The organism is Amycolatopsis sp. NPDC089917, from assembly GCF_040684635.1.
Lineage (GTDB): Bacteria > Actinomycetota > Actinomycetes > Mycobacteriales > Pseudonocardiaceae > Amycolatopsis.
Genome location: NZ_JBFBGL010000017.1, coordinates 83,897 through 100,288 on the forward strand (window position 1 = coordinate 83,897; position 16,392 = coordinate 100,288).

The window sequence follows — 16,392 nt, forward strand, 5'->3', positions numbered from 1 at the left end:
GGCCGGAGACGGCGACGCAATTACCCGCTGCGTTCCAGCAGGGTCCGCGCCGCGCCGAGGACGAGGCGGCAGACCGCGTCGGGATCCGCGCTGGCCAGCGGTTCCTTGCCGGTGATCTCGCGGACCAGGCCGATCCCGAGCAGCCAGGCCAGGATGAGGTCGGCCCGCAGGTCCGCGTCGTCGGCGTCGGTCAGCGTGGCGAGCACCTTCGCGTACTCCTCGCCGAGCTGCCGCCGGACCGCGGCCGCCGCGCTGTCGTGCCCGGTCGACCGCAGGTAGGCGTCGAGCGTGCGATCGCGGCCCTTGTCGGACTCCAGCATGCTGCGCAACGCCGTCCCGAGCAGTTCGCCCGGTGGGGTGGTGGCGATCTGCTCGCGGCCTCCCCGCGCCAGGACCTCCTCGAAAAGCGCGTCCTTCGAGCCGAAGTAGCGGAAGAGCAGTGCCTGGTTGGCTCCGGCGACCTTCGCGATGTCGCGCACCGTCGTCCGGTCGAAACCGCGCTCGGCGAACAGCGCCGCCGCCGCGTCGAGCAAGGCCGCCTTGGTCGCGGCCGCGTCGCGCTTGCGGACCTGCGGTTCTTCCGTCATCGCGCCTCCCCGGGTCCGCACAGGTTAACGGGGCGTCGCACGGTAGGCGCATTGACGCTCACCGTGATCGTGGTTAGCGTTGTAAGCAGTTGCTTACAAACCGCCGAGCCGGGGGGTTTCCGGACAAATGACCACCACCGACAGCGAATTCGTCGCCTATCCCTTCAACCAGGACACAGGACTCGAACTCGACGCGGCCTACGCCGACGCTCGCGCGGCCGAGGGCATGCTCCGCGTCCGTCTCCCGCACGGTGAGCCGGCGTGGCTCGCGGTGCGCTACGCCGACGCGCGCCTAGTGCTGGGCGACCGGCGGTTCTCCCGCGCGATGGCCGCGGACAAGGACGAGCCGCGGATGGCGCCGGGCAGGCGGCCCGGCGGGATCCTCAGCATGGACCCGCCCGACCACACCCGGCTGCGCACGCTGGTCGCGAAGGCGTTCACCATGCGCCGCGTCGAGACGCTGCGGCCCCGGGTCGCCGAGCTGGCGGCGGGCCTGATCGAGGAGATGAAGGCCAAGGGACAGCCCGCCGATCTCGTCGAGGACTACGCGCTGCCGATCCCGGTCGCGGTCATCTGCGAACTGCTCGGCGTGCCCGTCGAAGACCGGCCGAAGTTCCGCGTGTGGAGCGACGCGGCGCTGTCGACCAGCCCGCTGACCACCGAAGAGATGATGGCCAACCAGGACGAGCTGCGGGCGTACATGCACGTGCTCGTCGAGCAGCACCGTGCCGAACCCCAGGACGATCTGATGACCGCGCTGATCGAAGCGCGCGACGTCCACGACAAGCTGAGCGAGCTGGAACTGGTCGACATGTGCGTCGGCATCCTGGTCGCCGGGCACGAGACCACCGCCAGCCAGATCCCCAACTTCGTCTACGCCCTGCTCGAACAGCCCGAGCAGCTCGCCCGCCTGCGCGCGGACCTGGACCTGATCCCGGCCGCGGTCGAGGAACTGCTGCGCTTCGTCCCCTTGGGTGCCGGAGCCGGGTTCGCCCGCTACGCCACCGAAGACGTCAAGGTGGGTGAGGTGCTGGTCAAGGAGGGCGAGCCGGTGATGGTCGCGATCGGCGCCGCCAACCGGGACGCGCTCCAGTTCACCTCGGCCGAAACCCTCGAATTCGGCCGGGATTCCAATCCTCACCTCGGTTTCGGGCACGGCGTGCACCACTGCCTCGGTGCCCCGCTGGCCAGGCTGGAACTTCAGGAGGCTCTGCGGGCGTTGCTGCGGGATCTTCCCGGATTGCGCCTCGGCGGCGATATCGTGTGGAAGACGCAGATGCTGGTGCGGGGGCCCCGCTCCATGCCGATCGGATGGTGAGCATGAGCTGGAAAGTCGAGGTCGATGGCAACACGTGCATCGGCTCGGGGATGTGCGCTGCGCTGATGCCGGAGGTCTTCGAACTCGAAGGCGCGACGGCGACGGTGGTCGATGGGGAGGTGAACCCGGACGAGACGGTGCTGGACGCGGCGGACTCCTGTCCCGCCATGGCCATCGAGGTACTGGAAAACGGTGCGGTGATCGGGCCGCGGCCCTGATCGTCGCCTTTTAACGCGTGGCGGTCGTCGGTGAAACGGCGTAGGACGGCTGGGTGAGCGATGACAGCTTGGCCATCCGAATCCTGACCATCGACGACCTGCCCGCGTTCGCGGACGTGCTCGCGCGCGCGTTCAATCTCGACGTCACCGACGCGCTGACGCGCCGCGACGAGCTGGTGTTCGAGCCAGAACGGTGGCACGGCGTCTTCGACGGCGACGAACTCGTCGGGACGGGAGGACTGCTCACCCGCAGGATCACCGTGCCGGGTGGCGGGCAGACGCCGATCGCCGCGGTGACCGCGGTCGGCGTCGCACCGGGACACCGCAGGCGGGGCGTGCTCACCCGGATCATGCGGGCGCAGCTGCACGGCCTGCACGAGCAGGCCCGCGAACCGGTCACCGCGTTGTGGGCGTCGGAATCGGTCATCTACCCCCGGTTCGGCTACGGCCTCGGGGCACAGTTCTACCGCTCGAAGATCAAGGCCAGGGCCGCGTTCCGGCCGGGTGTCGAACTCGCATCCGAGCGGGTGCGCGAAGTCGGGCTGGACCAGGCCGTCCCGCTGATCAAGGCGATCTACGAGAAGGAGGCGCCGCAACGGGCTGGCGCGCTCGACCGGCCGGACGCGGCCTGGGAGTTCCTCTTCGACGACCCGGAATACCGGCGCCGGGATTTCACCGCGCTGAAGTTCGCCGTGCTGCCGGACGCCTACGCGATGTTCCGCGTGAAGAGCGACTGGAACGAAGAAGGACCGTGCGGGACGTTGCGGGTGGTGGAGCTGGTCGCGACGACGCCGCAGGCGTACGCGACGCTGTACCGCTACCTGCTCGACTACGACCTGACCATCACCGTCGAGACGAACGCGGCCCTCGACGAGCCGCTCATCCACATCCTCGAAGACCCCCGCAAGATGAGCAGGCCCGCCGGGGACTCGCTGTGGGTGCGGCTCGTCGACGTCGATCGCGCCCTGGCCGCCCGCCGCTACAACGCCCCGGTGGACCTGGTGTTCGGCGTGCGCGACGCCTTCTGCCCGTGGAACGCCGGCAACTGGCGGCTCGTCACCGACGCCGACGGGAACGCCGAGGTGAAGCGCGTGGAGGACCCGCCTGACCTCGAACTGGACGTGACCGACCTCGGCGCGATCTACCTCGGCGGCACCCGGCCGAGCACGCTCGCCGCGGCGGGCCGGATCAAGGAGCGGACCGCGGGAGCGGTTTCGCGGGCGACGGCGGCGTTCGCGGGCGATCGCGAGCCGTCCTGCCTGGAATCCTTCTAGGGCTTCAGGATTCCGTGCTCGGTCACGACCGCGGTGATCAGCTCGTGCGGCGTCACGTCGAAGGCCGGGTTGAACACCTCCGCGCCCTCGGGCGCGACCGGCGTACCGCCGAAGCTCAGGACCTCGCCGGGATCGCGTTCCTCGATCACGATCCCGGCGCCGTCCGGCATCGAAGCGTCCACAGTGGACGAAGGAGCGACGACCACGAACGGGATCCCGTGGTGCTTCGCCGCGATCGCCAGGCCGTAGGTGCCGATCTTGTTGGCGACGTCGCCGTTGGCGGCGACCCGGTCGGCGCCGACGAGCACGCAGTCGACCAGGCCACGGCTCATCGCGGCGGCGGCCGCGCCGTCGGGCTGGATCCGGTACGGGACACCGGCTTCGGCCAGTTCCCAGGCGGTCAGGCGGGCGCCCTGCAAGAGCGGCCGGGTCTCGTCGACCAGCACGGATTCGACCAGGCCCCGGGTCTGCAGATGCCAGACGACGCCGAGCGCGCTGCCCCAGGCGACCGTCGCGAGATGACCGGCGTTGCAGTGGCTGAGCAGCCGCAACGGCCGTCGCTCGCAGTGTTCGAGCACCACCTCGGTCGCCAGGCGCGACGCCTCGTGATTGATCCGCTCGTCCTCGTCGAGGATCGTCAGTGCTTCGGTTAGGACGGCTTCGGGCCCCTCCGGGAGCTTCGCGAGCGCGCGGGAGACGCCCCAGCTCAGGTTGACCGCCGTCGGCCGGGCCTGGGCGACACGACGTGCCTCGGCCTCGACGTCACCATTCGCGCGGGTCGCGAGCACCACTCCGAGCGCTCCCGCCGCGCCGAGGGCGGGGGCCCCGCGGACCGCGAGCCGCTGGATGGCGCCGACGAGTTCGGCGACCGTGCGCAGTTCGAGCACGCGATACTCGGCGGGCAGCACGGTCTGGTCGATGATCGTGACCGCGTCGCCGGTCCAGTCGATCGTCCTGCGCATGGCGAGGTTCCCCCGGAAATCCAGTTGGCCGGTCGGGACCGGTTCGATGAGGATGCGGATCGTGACCATTCAACGCCACCATCCGCCCGGTCTGCACCCCACGCCCACCTATCACCACGTGACCGTCGTCGAAGGGCGGCGGGACGTCCACCTCGCCGGCCAGTGCCCGCTCGCCGAAGACGGCAAGGTCGTCGAAGGCGACGTGCTCGCGCAGGTCGACCAGGTCGTCGCGAACACCGCCGCCGCGCTCGCCTTCGCCGAAGCGGCCCCGGCCGACGTCGTGCGCACCGTGATCTACGTGGTGACGCCGGACGCCGACGTGCTTTCCGCCGTGTGGGACCGGTTCGTCGGGTCGGAGATCGGGGAGGCCTTCACGACCGCGAGCACCCTGCTCGGCGTCGCGCAGCTCGGCTACCCCGGGCAGCTCGTCGAACTCGACGTCACCGCCGCCACGGCCTGATCTCGCCGAACACCGGTCCGTGAAGGCCTCCTTGAGGGACTCTGGGTCCCTCAAGGAGGCCTTCACGGACATGACGCCTTTGCGCCGCTCACGACCACCGCGGCCGGCGGCATCAGGTGATGATCGTGACGACCGGCTCCCCGGCCTTCGCGGCACCGGCGAAGAAAGGCACGAGCGCGTCGTAGTGGGCCCGCACGTACTCCAGCGCGTCGGGCTCGTCCCAGATCGACGGGTAGATCCCCTCGGCTTCGAGCTCCGAGAGTGCGACGCCTTCCGAGAGCTTGTCGAATCCGGTCAGCTCCGCCGAGATCGTCCGCACCTCGTCCGCGCTGAAGTAGCGCGGCGGCCCGTCGCTGTCGGCTTCCCCCAGCAGCGTCCCGCCCAGTACGAAGTCGACCTTCAGCCCGGCCCGCCCCAGCAGGTACCACAGCGCGTTCCACGCCTTGTCGACGTCGACCGTCCGCTCGGTGCCGTCGGCTTTCTCGGCATAGTCCCAGTACCGGTCGGGCTCCTCGATCAGCTCACGCAGCTCATCGGAGGTGACCCGCAGGTACGCACCGCACATGCCCATCGGTCAGAGCCCCGCCATCAGGTCGGTCTCGGTGATGCCCGGGCCCTGACCGGCGCGGATGAACCACTCGACGCCGAACGCCTGCGCGAAACCCTCGTCGGGCATCGCGAGGAAGAACGAGTCCTCGCTGATCTGGCTGGCGTGCGCGCGCATCGCGGCCCGCTTGTGCGGCAGGTACGCGGTGACGTCGACCCTCGCCGTCAGGATCGCCTCCGGCTTGCCGAACTCGGAACCGTCCTCGAAGTCGGGGAGGTCCTCGGCCTTCATCTGCCCGGTCCGCACCGCCTCCTCCATGCCGCGGCGCATCTCGTCACTGTTGCTCGTCGCCTCGTAGACCCGCGGCGTGCCCGCCAGCTCGGCCGCGCGCATGCCGACGCGATGCACCTGAATGTGGTCCGGATGCCCGTAGCCGCCGTTGTCGTCGTAGACGGTCAGGACGTCGGCCTGCTCCTCGCGCAGGATCTCGGCCAGCCGCTGCGCGGCCTCCTCGACGTCGGCCTGCCAGAACGTGCCGGGCACGTCGTTGCGCGGCTCGCCCATCATGCCGGAATCGGTGTACCCCAGGAACTCCACGCGCTTGGCCCCCAGGACCTCGGCGGAAGCGTGCGTCTCCTGCACGCGACGCTGCCACAACTCCTCTCCTTCGTCGAGGAACCCGTCCGGGACCTCGCCGACCTCGCCCCTGGTCGCGACGACGAGCACGACACGGTGGCCTTCCTCGAAAGCCTTGCGCATGACGCCGCCCGCGACGATGCACTCGTCGTCGGGGTGGGCGTGGAAACTCACCAATGTGGCCATGGTGGGGAAACTATCGCGAGGCACCGACATATTCCGGCACGACTCAAGGTTCACGGACAACAGGAGGCGGGGGCCGGCGTGGCTGGGATCGACGATTGGTACAAGAACCGCGCACATCTGCGCGAAGTACAGCCCGGACGACATCCCGGATCCGGTCGTCTTCGGGGAGGTCCCGGCTCACGGGTGGAGCATCCGCAAAGGCGGATCGTCTCGGGGCGAGACACGGACCTCGGCGCCCAAGGCCGGGGACACCCGGTCGACGCGATCCACGGGCCAGACCCGGTGGAGCACTTCCGGGAGCAAGCGGCGCCGTGTCTTGGCACGGCTTCGCCGCCCAGTGGTTGCGAACTCATCCGAACACGAGCAATGAAACCTTCTCGACGGCCTGTCGTTCGTCCGACCCCGACTCCGACGCGACCTGCCGCGGTCGACTACTGCGACGGCTGCGGTATCGCGGTCCGCGACGACGGTCTCACGCCTGATCTGCGCGAGAGTCCGCCGGGCTCGATCTGGGGCCTTGATCAAGGTCGTGCCGGTCTCGTGCACCGAGACGAGGCCGAGCGTGAAGGATCAAGACGTTGAACGTCCTGATCCTCCCCCACACGACCGCCAGTCGTACCAGCGGGTAAGCACAGACGAGTCCGCTAGAGCGTCACTTGCCACTCACGACCACCCCGGCCCACCGCTCACTCAAGCCGGATAGGTTCGCCGCAGGAACTCCAGCGTCAGGGCCCAAGCCGCCGCGGCGGGCTCGGGCTGGTGGAACATCGGCGCCACGTGGTTGTGGAACGCGTGCCCCGCGCCCTCGTGGACGTGGATCTCCGCGCCGTCATGCGAAGCGACCGCGTCGGCCAGGCGACGCACCCCTTCGACGGGAATGTAGGGATCGGCGCCCCCGAACTGGAACTGGATCGGGCAGCTGATCTTGTCCAGCAACGGAATCTGCCCCGGCACCGTCGACCCGTAGTACGAGACGGCGACGTCCGGGTCGCCCTCGGCGGCCGCGGCGTAGGTCATCGAGCCGCCGAGACAGAAGCCGAAGAGGCCCGCTCGGCCGCCGGTCTCGGGCAGGGAGCGCAGCATCGCGAGGGTCGCGAGGACGTCCGAGACCGCGCGCGCCGGGTCGAGTTTGCCGGAGACCTCCATCGACGCGGAGATCCCGGCCTCGTCGTGCGTGGCCGACCAGCCGGGCGCGATCCGCCAGAACAGCTCGGGCACGGCGACGACGTAGCCGAGCTCGGCGAGATCGGCGGCGACCGACTTGAGGTAGTCGTCGAGGCCGAAGATCTCCTGGATCAGCACCAGACCCGGACCGGAGCCGGATTCGGGCAGCCAGAGCGGGGCGTCGAACGAGCCGTCGGCGACGGTCACCTGGGTCATCGGGTTCCTTCCAGCGCGCGCACGAGGCAGTCCGCCACCAGGGCGGCCTGCGTGCCGTCGGGGTCGAGGTCGGGATCGAAGATGGTCAGTTCCAGTCCGGCCGCGCCGGGGAGCGAGACGAGACCGCGCAGCAGCTCGACGAGCCTGTCCGGGCTGAGCCCGCCGGGATCGGGACTGTCCACAGCGGACACGAACTCCGGGTCGAGGGTGTCGATGTCGATGTGGATCCAGAAACCGTCCAGCGGCGTGAAGATCTCACGGGCGGCGGCGAGCGCGCCCTCGGTGCCGGACGCCATGATCTCCTGGCTGGTGACGACGCGAAGCCCGGCTTCCCGCGTCTCGGCGGACTCCTCCTCGCGCACGCCGAGCACGAGGACGTCCTCGTCGCGGACGTAGGGCGCGAGGCCGTCCACATCGGCCAGTTCGGGCGCGCCGCGGCCGGTCACGACGGCGAGGGCCTCGCCGCCGACGGCACCGACGTGCTCGGAATTGCCGAGATGCCGGAAGTCGTCGTGCCCGTCGAAGTAGGCGATGCCGAAGCGCCCTTCGCGACGCAGGGTCAGCATCGCGGCGAGCGCGATCGAGCAGTCGCCGCCGAGCACGACCGGGAAACCGCCGTCCGCGCGGATCTTCGCGAGACGTCCGGCGAGGGTGGCGGTGTAGGTCGCGATGGCGGCCGCGTTCCGGGTGCCGCTGCCGGGCGACCACGCGGGCAGGTATCGCGGCGGTGTGACGACGCCGCCGTCGGTCGCGTCCAACCGGGTGAGCAGGCCGTGGTCACGCAGCGCGCCCGGCGCCTTGTAGCAGCCAGGGACCACCCCTTCGGCGGGCGGGCGCAGGCCGAGGTTGGACGGTGCGTCGAGCAGTACGAGATTCCCCATCACCTCACCGTAGTAGTCGTCCCTGGTGTCGCGCCGTCCGTCCCTTTAGGTTGGAGAGAACGGAGGAGGCTCAATGGCGGAGCGGACGAAGTACATCCTCGACGAAGCGGACATGCCGGCCCGGTGGTACAACGTCGTCCCGGACCTGCCGGAGCCGCCGCCTCCGCCCCTGCATCCGGGCACCCGCGAACCGATCGGCCCGGACGATCTCGCGCCGCTCTTCCCGCAGGCGCTCATCGCCCAAGAGGTCACCAGCGAACGCTACGTCGACATCCCGGAAGAGGTCCAGGACGTCTACCGGCTCTGGCGTCCTTCGCCGCTCTTCCGTGCGAGGCGGCTGGAGAAGGCGCTCGGCACGCCCGCCCGGATCTACTACAAGTACGAGGGCGTCAGCCCGGTCGGTTCGCACAAGCCCAACACCGCCGTGCCACAGGCGTTCTACAACGCGGCCGAGGGCGTCACGAGGCTGACGACGGAGACCGGCGCGGGCCAGTGGGGGAGCGCGCTCGCGTTCGCCTGCGCCACCTTCGGGCTCGAATGCGAGGTGTGGCAGGTCCGCGCTTCCTACGACCAGAAGCCGTACCGCAAACTGATGATGGAGACCTTCGGCGCGACGGTGCACCCCAGCCCGTCCGAGCTGACCGAATCCGGCCGCGCGATCCTGGCCGCCGACCCGGGATCGACAGGGAGCCTCGGCATCGCGATCAGCGAGGCCGTCGAACAGGCGGCGCAGGCGGAGAACACCCGTTACGCGCTCGGCAGCGTGCTCAATCACGTGCTGCTGCACCAGACGATCATCGGCGAAGAGGCGCTCAAGCAGTTCGAACTGGCCGGGGACACCCCGGACGTCCTCGTCGGCTGCACCGGCGGCGGGTCGAACTTCGGCGGGCTCGCCTTCCCGTTCCTGCGCGAGAAACTCGCCGGGCGGATGGACCCGGTGATCCGCGCCGTCGAACCGGCGGCCTGCCCGACCCTCACCCGCGGGAAGTACGCGTACGACTTCGGCGACACCGCCGGGCTGACGCCGTTGCTGAAGATGCACACCCTCGGTCACGACTTCATCCCCGACCCCATCCACGCCGGCGGCCTGCGCTACCACGGGATGTCGCCGCTGATCTCGCACATCTACGAACTCGGCCTCATCGAAGCGCTCGCCATCGGACAGGAGGAGTGCTTCGCCGCGGGTGTGCGGTTCGCCAGGACCGAGGGGATCATCCCGGCGCCGGAGCCGACGCACGCGCTCGCCGCGTGCATCCAGGAAGCGTTGCGGTGCAAGGAAACCGGTGAGGAGAAGGTGATCCTGACCGCGCTGTGCGGGCACGCGCACCTCGACCTCCCGGCCTACGGCGCGTACCTGGCGGGGAACATCTCCGACCACGCGCTGCCGGACGAGGTCCTCGCGAAGTCCCTCGCCGGTCTCCCGTAACCCTCGCGCGGATGTCATGAAAGGGTCGTTCAGGACGAAAAATGTCCTGAACGACCCTTTCATGACACCCGGGAGTGAGGGGGTCAGCCGGTCACCTGGTAGCCCGAAGTCCGGTTCCGTCCCGTGTTCTTCGCTTCGTAAAGCGCGCGGTCCGCGATGGCGATCACCGCGTCGAGGTCGGCGACATCGGGCCGGTCGGCGAGCCCGATCGACACCGTGACGTGCTCCGGCAGGTCGCCGGCGCGGGAGGCCACGCTCGACCGGATCCGTTCCGCGATCGCGTGGGCGTGCACGGCGGACGTGCCGGGCAGCAGCACGACGAACTCCTCCCCGCCGAACCGCCCGACCAGATCGGTGCCGCGCACCTCGGTGCGCAGCGTTTCCGCGATCGCCGCCAGATACCGGTCGCCGACCAGATGCCCGTGCCGGTCGTTGATCAGTTTGAACCGGTCGACGTCGACCATCAGCAGGCTGGTGTGCCGTCCCGCGCGCCGCGCGCGGTCGAGTTCGTCGGTCGCGGCCTCGCGCCACGCCTTGGCGTTGAGCAGACCGGTCTTGGCGTCGCTGCTCGCCTGTCGTTTCAGTTGCCGCAGCAGGACCCCGCGGTGCAGCACCAGCGTGATCCCGACGACCAGCAGCAGCACCACCGGCCAGTCCCGCAGCGCCCACGCCACGATCACGCCGAGCGCGATCGTCGCCGCTTCGAGTGCGTACTCGAACGGCATCGCCAGCGCGTCGCGCAGCCGGTCGTGCGGGGTGCCGTAGTACACCGCGATCGTCATCAGCACGGTGTTGACCAGCATGAACACCCCGCCCGCCGCGACCACCGAGCCGAACGACGAGACGTCGCGGGGGAGTTCCTCGAACGGGACCGCGTACCGGGAAAGGAAGGCGGCGGCCGCGAAGCCCGACAGGACGGTCGCGGCCGTGGAGTACATCCGCCGGAACAACGGGTTCGGCTGCCCGCGGAACCAGCGGTAGAAGAACGACAGGGCGATGACCAGCGCGGCCAGCCCGGGGTGCACCAGCAGTACGGCGGCGAAGGTCCAGACGCTGTCGAGCGAGATGTGCGGCGTGCCCGCGAACCGTTCCCGTACCCGCTCCACCGGGCGCGACAATTCCGTGTAGAGGACGACGCTGGTGATCAGGATCGCGAAGGGGATGGCGTTGCCCTGAGTGAACGGGATCCGGAGAAAAGACCAGGCGGATCCGGCGATCGCCGCGACGTCCACCAGGAGGACGAAGCCGATCAAGCCGCGGTTGGGTAGCCGCCACAGCGCCCAATTCGTTAGCGCCACGGTGACGAACGTAATCGGTTGGATACTAGGTGTCACTACGCTGTATGGGTAGGCGTGGGTGCACCACGCGTGACCGGAACGGGGAAGTGGAGGGGGTGAGCTCCATGCGCGGGCAGAACTGGTGAGTACCCGGTTCCGGTCAAAGGGGGTGAAGCGGAGCCACGTGGCGCCAAGCCCGGGTGGCCGGAACAGCCACGACGAGACCGGCCAATGCGATGACCGAGACCGTCGTCGCGGGTGAACCGAGCACGCCGACGAGCAGGCCGCCGGCGATCAGCCCGATTCCCTGCACGGCGATGAGTCCCGACCCGGCGAGGCCGAAGGCCTGGCCTCGTTCGGTGTCGGGGACCAACCGCATGAACGTGGTGCTCGCGGTGACCTGGTAGGCCGCGCACATCCCGGACAGCACCAGCAGTCCGGCGGCGTAGGGGAGCGACGGCCGGAACCAGAACGCCGCGAGCGGCACGATCGCGCCGAGCGCGAGGATCCCGACCATCCGCAGCCGGATCTCGGGCCGGACCAAGCGGCCCAGCACGAACACGCCGAGCACGATCCCCGCCGGATGCGCGGCGAGCAGCAGCCCCGCCGTCGCCGCCCCGCCGCCGATCTCCGCGGCGTAGGGCACGGCGAGACCTTCCGGCACGATCACGAAACCCGCCAGCCACGCCAGGCCGACCAGCGCGCGCAGCCGGCGATCACGCCAGATCGTGCGGGCGCCCGCCGAAAGCCGTCGCAGGGTCGACGTCGCCGGTCCGCCGGATCCCGAAGCGGCCCGGGCACGGACACCCAGCCGCAGGACGATCGCCGAGACACCGAACGTGACCGCGTCGATCGCCAGTCCCCGTCCCGGCCCGATCGCGGCGATCACCGCGCCGCCCAGCGCGAACCCGGCGAGCTGGCCGACCTGGTTGGTGATCTTCAGCAGGGATTGGCCCAGCACATACCGGTCCCCGCTCAGGACAGAAGGAAGGACCGCGGCCTGCGCGGCGGTGAACGGCGCGTTCGCCAGCTGCACCACCACGAGCACGGCGGCGAGCACGGGCAACGGGATGCCGGGGACGGCGAGCACCGCCACCAGGAGCGCCCGGACGACGTCGGAGCAGACCATCACCGCCCGCCGCGGGAACCGGTCGGCCAGCCCGCCGAGCAACGGCCCGCCGATCAGATCGGGCAGATAGGTGAGCGCGTAGGTCAGCGCGGGCCAGGTCGCCGAACCGGTCCGCTGGAACACCAGGACCGACAGCGCGACCCTGGCCACCTGATCGCCGAGGATCGACTGGAGTTCAGCGAACCAGATCGCCCGCAGTTCACCGACCGCGAGGATTTGCCGGAAGGTCGCCGTCGAGGTCATGTGTGGCCACCCCCGCTCGCTCGGGTTCACCACTCAGAGTACGCCCCCGGGCGCTTTGGGTGAACCCTCGCTGGTCAGTCGCGAGTGCTCTCCACATTCTCACCAGGCGGTGCCCCCGCCGGCAGGTCGAGCCCGTCAGAAACGGTGGAGTCGGTCACAGCGACCTGGTGGACGACGCTGAGGCCAGCCCCAGCAGGCCACGATGCGCGGGGGTGCAACGACCGGTCGCTACGGCGCGGTGCGATGACCTTGAGCCACCGCCCTACGGAGATCGAGATCGGTCGATCGTATCTGTAGGTGAGCCATACCAAGATGATCAATGTCAGGCACGGAAGCCCGATTGAGAATGCGTACAAAGTTCCGACCCCGCAGCACATCGAACTGAATCAGTTGATCTGGTCAGCGGGGCATGCCCCGGACAGAAGACTTTGTCTGACGCCGAAAGTAGCACAGCCGTGCGTGGCCAAGTGTTACAGCGGACCATCCTGCTCGGTCCACTGCACACCGGACGGCCGTTGCCCGCCGGAGTTCAGGAAGTCGTGAGCGGCACGCCGGGCGACCTCTACGGCGATCTCGGCGTTGTCTGGGTACTCCCGAGGATTGTTCATGAAGTAGTAGAGAACCTGTCCGCCTGGCGGCAGCGAAAAGGTCCCGCCCTTCGAATGCGCTCCGTTCGGCGCGTCATCACCGACGTACCGCAGGCTCGCCCGTTCGCCGTGCAGGCCGATCTCAAGCCAAGACTTTTCCGGATCGCCGTCCGTGTACAGTTCGGCGAGTGTCGGCCCGTTCATGGCCGCCAAGGCGTCCAGAACGCGGTCGAGATCGGTCGTTGTCGTGATCGTGGTCGCTTCGGTCACGTTACCGTCGTACCAAGCTTCGATCATGGCTTCTTTCTCTGTCCGAGGTAGGTGGTCCCGACCGGTGTTCCGTCCGGCGTGGTCCCGTACACGGTGAGCGCGCTTCCTTGGGGAAGGATCTTAGGGACCAAGGTCTCACAGCCGAACGGGCCTTTGCACACCTCGTTGTTGACGGCGACGGTTGCGCTGGTGATGCCGTTGTTCTGCATGTGAACGGCCAGCTTGACCTCGACGTCGGCAGTGGTGGAGGGCATCCGCCGGGCCCCCTGGTCCTTGAAGAACTGGACCGCCGCGGTTTCCATGTCGTCACGGCCGCTCACGATGCGCCCGGCTTCCTCCGCATCCGAGCCCGTGACCCACAGCCCGTGTGTCTTCTGTCCCTCTCCACGGTCGACGCGCGGCGGAAGATCTCGTTTCAGTTCGCCCACGCGGTCTTGGGAGACCGGAACGGGCTTCTCCAGCGTGGTTGTGGTGTGCACACCGGGCAGGCTGTGCGCTCCATCCTCCCGCGTCAGCCCCGTGACCTCGATGCTTGTCGGTGTTGCCGACATGCCGATCTCGGCCAGATACGCCGAGATACTCGCCTTCACGATCCTGAACCGGCTGACTGCCTGTTCTGCGGAGCGGCGTAGCTCGTCGTACAGCCCCGGGAGGGCACCTATTTCGAGGTCACCGGTTCCGCCGATCGCCCGTCCAAGCCATAGGGCGGATTCGCCGAAGCCCTCAGTGGCTTCCTGAGTCGCCTGTTCTGCCTGCTCAAGTGATGCGACGGCGGCGCCGAGTGCTGCGGCGACCGCTTCGACATCGCTCAATCCACCCCTCCTCGCCCCTGTGCCGTGGACCCATGACACTGGGTCTGACAGCGGACGGGACAAGAAACCGGGGCGAGCGGGTGTACTTGGGTGCGGCCGCTGTCGGTTTCCTGTCCGGCTTGTGAGCTGCGTTCAGGTCTGGAGAACCCGGTGGCGCTCGCGCCACGCAAGATCAGTTTCTCGCCCTCCGGCGCCGTACTGTCCGAATCTTCATCAGATCGAGGTTTCGGCCACACCTCACGCAGTGAAGGCCCCCTTCATGGCGCTGGACGCCATGAAGGGGGCCTTCACGGGAAGAGAGCGGGTTACTCCGTGCCGCAGGTGATCTTCGGCTGCGGGTTGTAGTGGACGTTCCGGGTGTGACGCCGGACCTCGCGGCCGCTCGCGGCGTCCTTGATGATCCGGGTGTCCGACGTGGTGAAGCCGGGCGCGCCGTTGCTGGGCTTGCAGTTCTCGGCCGGGCCGGGTTTCGTCGGCGGGTCGGACGGGTTGGTGCGGCCGCCGGCGACCGACTCGACGGTGTACTTCTTGGTGCCCCACAAGCGGATCGTGATGTCCGACGGCGTCCACACGGTCTGGATCGCGACGCCGGTGTCGCCGTCGTTCGTGAACTTCAGGTCGATCACGCTGCCGCCGTTGTGGTTCTGGAACACGGTCGCCTCGCGCGCGGCGGGGTAACGGCTGATGTAGTAGCTGTGTTCCTTGTGCTCGGTGTCCTTCATGCCGGCGAAGTACGAGGCGTTGTAGAGCGTGGTCGCGAACTGCGAGATCCCGCCGCCGACCTCGCGGCCGGGCGCGCCGTCCTTGATGACACCGGCCTCGACGTACCCCTGCGGCGCGCCGCGCGGCCCGGTGAACCCGTTGAGGCTGAACGTCTCGCCCGGCTTCACGATGGCGCCGTTGACCTTCTGCGCCACGACCCGGATGTTCGTCCCCGAGTCCGGGGCGAACCCGCCGGTCTTGAACTCGCTGACGACCTCCTTGATGCCGAGCTGGTTCGCCTGCTCGGTGGTCACCTTGGCCGGGGTCTTCTTGTAGGTCACCGCGAGGTCGCGGGGCGCGTCGCGCTTGAGCACGTCGAGCACCGGCTTGAGGCTCGGCTCCCAGTCGACGACGTTCGCGTCCTCGGAGGGCTGGACGGTCGGCTTGCCGCCTTCGAAGACGATCTGCGCGTCCTTGCCCTCCTTCTCAGTGGACTTCAGCTGCGGGCCCGCGGCTTCGATGATCTTGGTGTTGTCCACCTTCGGGTTCAGCACGCCGCCGTCGGCGGGTTCGAAGGTCAGCGCGGTCGCGATGGCTTCCGGCTTGACGATCGCGTCCTTGCCCTCGCCCTTGATGACGATCGGCGCCGACACGGCGGGCTTCGCGATCTGGTCGAGGGCGGCGTGGACGGCTTCCGGCGAGACCTTGACCGGGGTCTGGGTGACGGCGAGCGTCAGCGGCTCGCCGGTGGCCCAGCGGTCCAGGATGGTCTTCTTGGCGGCCTCGACGTCGAGCTTCTGCCCGGTCTTCGGCTCGACCGCGACGGGCTTGGACTCTTCGAAGCGGACGGTGCCCTCGACCGGGTCGCGGTCGACCTTGTCACGCAGGTTCTCCAGCGCCCCGGTGAGCTTGCCGTCGTCGGTCTGCGTGACGACGCCGACCTCGGTGGTCGTGAAGAACGACGCGATCCGCGTTAACGGGTTCAGCGGCTGGTCGCCCGCCTGGTCCAGGGTGGCGGGCCAGTCGAGGCGCAGGCCGGCGTTGTTCGGCGCCAGCGACTCCTGGGCGTCGCCCGCGACGACCTTCACCGGCCGCGTCAGCCGCGGTTCGATGCCGCCCCGGAGCTCCTTCTCGGCCGCGGTGCGGTCCATCCCGCCGACGTCGACCCCGGCGACGGTGACGCCGCGGGGGACGCTGCCCTGGGAGACCAGCACGTCGAGGGCGTACGCGACGACCAGCAGGCCGAACACGCCGCCGCCGATGAAGGCGGCCTTGCGGTAGCTGCGACGGCGCTTCGGTGGCGTGGGCTCCTGGGGCGTGGCAGACTCCGCGAACCCGGGCGTGACGACCGGGAGAATGTCCGTCTGCTCAGCGTGGGACTCGGGCCAGCGCGGTTCCTGCGGCAACTTTCCACCCTCCACGGTCCGGTGGGGCCGGACGTCGTGATCGAACATCCGGGCCTTCCACACGTTCCGGACGTACGTTCAAGATACGGGG

Annotated in this window: 16 protein-coding genes; 5 read left to right on the top strand and 11 right to left on the bottom strand. The window is 69.2% G+C overall.

Going from position 1 to position 16,392, the window contains the following annotated elements; translation table 11 throughout:
- Nucleotides 1–20: 20 nt before the first annotated feature.
- Nucleotides 21–587, bottom strand: coding sequence for a TetR family transcriptional regulator (locus tag AB0N89_RS15220; RefSeq protein ID WP_364204708.1), 567 nt, complete (start codon nucleotides 585–587; stop codon nucleotides 21–23).
- 127 nt (nucleotides 588–714) lie between these two features.
- Here AB0N89_RS15220 and AB0N89_RS15225 point away from each other — a divergent pair, with 127 nt between their 5' ends.
- The 3 genes from AB0N89_RS15225 to AB0N89_RS15235 are packed head-to-tail and all read left to right on the top strand — an operon-like array spanning nucleotide 715 to nucleotide 3,397.
- The gene (locus tag AB0N89_RS15225) at nucleotides 715–1,905 is read left to right on the top strand and encodes a cytochrome P450 (protein ID WP_364204710.1); all 1,191 of its coding nucleotides are present in this window, start codon (nucleotides 715–717) and stop codon (nucleotides 1,903–1,905) included.
- 2 nt (nucleotides 1,906–1,907) lie between these two features.
- Nucleotides 1,908–2,123 carry a ferredoxin gene (locus AB0N89_RS15230; RefSeq protein ID WP_364204712.1) on the top strand — a complete coding sequence of 72 codons (216 nt, stop codon included), beginning with the start codon at nucleotides 1,908–1,910 and terminating at the stop codon, nucleotides 2,121–2,123.
- Between the two features lie 53 nt (nucleotides 2,124–2,176).
- A complete protein-coding gene (locus AB0N89_RS15235; RefSeq protein WP_364204713.1) occupies nucleotides 2,177–3,397 on the top strand; it encodes a GNAT family N-acetyltransferase in 1,221 nt (406 codons plus the stop codon).
- Here the strand turns inward: AB0N89_RS15235 and mtnA are convergent.
- Nucleotides 3,394–4,359 carry an S-methyl-5-thioribose-1-phosphate isomerase gene (mtnA, locus tag AB0N89_RS15240; protein WP_364204800.1) on the bottom strand — a complete coding sequence of 322 codons (966 nt, stop codon included), beginning with the start codon at nucleotides 4,357–4,359 and terminating at the stop codon, nucleotides 3,394–3,396. The genes AB0N89_RS15235 and mtnA overlap by 4 nt on opposite strands.
- 52 nt (nucleotides 4,360–4,411) lie before the next feature.
- Between mtnA and AB0N89_RS15245 the strand changes: the two genes are divergently transcribed.
- On the top strand, nucleotides 4,412–4,819 hold the full coding sequence (locus tag AB0N89_RS15245) for a RidA family protein (RefSeq protein ID WP_364204802.1): 408 nt from the start codon (nucleotides 4,412–4,414) through the stop codon (nucleotides 4,817–4,819).
- A gap of 112 nt (nucleotides 4,820–4,931) precedes the next feature.
- Here AB0N89_RS15245 and AB0N89_RS15250 read toward each other — a convergent pair whose 3' ends face one another.
- The 4 genes from AB0N89_RS15250 to AB0N89_RS15265 all read right to left on the bottom strand — a co-directional run bounded on the left by AB0N89_RS15250 (nucleotide 4,932) and on the right by AB0N89_RS15265 (nucleotide 8,449).
- The gene (locus AB0N89_RS15250; protein WP_364204714.1) at nucleotides 4,932–5,390 is read right to left on the bottom strand and encodes a YfbM family protein; all 459 of its coding nucleotides are present in this window, start codon (nucleotides 5,388–5,390) and stop codon (nucleotides 4,932–4,934) included.
- A gap of 3 nt (nucleotides 5,391–5,393) precedes the next feature.
- On the bottom strand, nucleotides 5,394–6,188 hold the full coding sequence (locus tag AB0N89_RS15255) for a PIG-L family deacetylase (protein WP_364204715.1): 795 nt from the start codon (nucleotides 6,186–6,188) through the stop codon (nucleotides 5,394–5,396).
- Between the two features lie 690 nt (nucleotides 6,189–6,878).
- A complete protein-coding gene (locus tag AB0N89_RS15260; RefSeq protein ID WP_364204717.1) occupies nucleotides 6,879–7,568 on the bottom strand; it encodes a dienelactone hydrolase family protein in 690 nt (229 codons plus the stop codon).
- Nucleotides 7,565–8,449, bottom strand: a complete 885-nt coding sequence (locus tag AB0N89_RS15265; protein ID WP_364204719.1) for an arginase family protein — start codon at nucleotides 8,447–8,449, stop codon at nucleotides 7,565–7,567. The genes AB0N89_RS15260 and AB0N89_RS15265 overlap by 4 nt, the downstream gene beginning before the upstream one ends.
- Before the next feature lie 73 nt (nucleotides 8,450–8,522).
- On the opposite strand from AB0N89_RS15265, the gene AB0N89_RS15270 reads away from it, so the two are divergent.
- Nucleotides 8,523–9,875, top strand: a complete 1,353-nt coding sequence (locus tag AB0N89_RS15270) for a TrpB-like pyridoxal phosphate-dependent enzyme (protein WP_364204721.1) — start codon at nucleotides 8,523–8,525, stop codon at nucleotides 9,873–9,875.
- Nucleotides 9,876–9,958: 83 nt separating this feature from the next.
- Here AB0N89_RS15270 and AB0N89_RS15275 read toward each other — a convergent pair whose 3' ends face one another.
- The 5 genes from AB0N89_RS15275 to AB0N89_RS15295 all read right to left on the bottom strand — a co-directional run bounded on the left by AB0N89_RS15275 (nucleotide 9,959) and on the right by AB0N89_RS15295 (nucleotide 16,301).
- Nucleotides 9,959–11,173, bottom strand: coding sequence for a GGDEF domain-containing protein (locus AB0N89_RS15275; RefSeq protein ID WP_364204723.1), 1,215 nt, complete (start codon nucleotides 11,171–11,173; stop codon nucleotides 9,959–9,961).
- Nucleotides 11,174–11,312: 139 nt separating this feature from the next.
- On the bottom strand, nucleotides 11,313–12,524 hold the full coding sequence (locus tag AB0N89_RS15280; RefSeq protein ID WP_364204725.1) for an MFS transporter: 1,212 nt from the start codon (nucleotides 12,522–12,524) through the stop codon (nucleotides 11,313–11,315).
- A gap of 470 nt (nucleotides 12,525–12,994) precedes the next feature.
- Nucleotides 12,995–13,408, bottom strand: coding sequence for an Imm1 family immunity protein (locus AB0N89_RS15285; protein WP_364204727.1), 414 nt, complete (start codon nucleotides 13,406–13,408; stop codon nucleotides 12,995–12,997).
- The gene (locus AB0N89_RS15290) at nucleotides 13,405–14,193 is read right to left on the bottom strand and encodes a DddA-like double-stranded DNA deaminase toxin (protein ID WP_364204729.1); all 789 of its coding nucleotides are present in this window, start codon (nucleotides 14,191–14,193) and stop codon (nucleotides 13,405–13,407) included. The genes AB0N89_RS15285 and AB0N89_RS15290 overlap by 4 nt, the downstream gene beginning before the upstream one ends.
- A 305-nt stretch (nucleotides 14,194–14,498) precedes the next feature.
- On the bottom strand, nucleotides 14,499–16,301 hold the full coding sequence (locus tag AB0N89_RS15295) for a VanW family protein (RefSeq protein WP_364204731.1): 1,803 nt from the start codon (nucleotides 16,299–16,301) through the stop codon (nucleotides 14,499–14,501).
- Between the last annotated feature and the right edge of the window lie 91 nt (nucleotides 16,302–16,392).

Bases quoted from the DNA above. Each gene is read 5' to 3' on its own strand.
- AB0N89_RS15285 (WP_364204727.1), bottom strand. From the start codon at position 13,408: ATGATCGAAGCTTGGTACGACGGTAACGTGACCGAAGCGACCACGATC.
- AB0N89_RS15280 (WP_364204725.1), bottom strand. From the start codon at position 12,524: ATGACCTCGACGGCGACCTTCCGGCAAATCCTCGCGGTCGGTGAACTG.
- AB0N89_RS15270 (WP_364204721.1), top strand. From the start codon at position 8,523: ATGGCGGAGCGGACGAAGTACATCCTCGACGAAGCGGACATGCCGGCC.
- AB0N89_RS15265 (WP_364204719.1), bottom strand. From the start codon at position 8,449: ATGGGGAATCTCGTACTGCTCGACGCACCGTCCAACCTCGGCCTGCGC.
- AB0N89_RS15220 (WP_364204708.1), bottom strand. From the start codon at position 587: ATGACGGAAGAACCGCAGGTCCGCAAGCGCGACGCGGCCGCGACCAAG.
- AB0N89_RS15255 (WP_364204715.1), bottom strand. From the start codon at position 6,188: ATGGCCACATTGGTGAGTTTCCACGCCCACCCCGACGACGAGTGCATC.
- mtnA (WP_364204800.1), bottom strand. From the start codon at position 4,359: ATGCGCAGGACGATCGACTGGACCGGCGACGCGGTCACGATCATCGAC.
- AB0N89_RS15250 (WP_364204714.1), bottom strand. From the start codon at position 5,390: ATGGGCATGTGCGGTGCGTACCTGCGGGTCACCTCCGATGAGCTGCGT.
- AB0N89_RS15260 (WP_364204717.1), bottom strand. From the start codon at position 7,568: ATGACCCAGGTGACCGTCGCCGACGGCTCGTTCGACGCCCCGCTCTGG.
- AB0N89_RS15245 (WP_364204802.1), top strand. From the start codon at position 4,412: ATGCGGATCGTGACCATTCAACGCCACCATCCGCCCGGTCTGCACCCC.
- AB0N89_RS15225 (WP_364204710.1), top strand. From the start codon at position 715: ATGACCACCACCGACAGCGAATTCGTCGCCTATCCCTTCAACCAGGAC.
- AB0N89_RS15230 (WP_364204712.1), top strand. From the start codon at position 1,908: ATGAGCTGGAAAGTCGAGGTCGATGGCAACACGTGCATCGGCTCGGGG.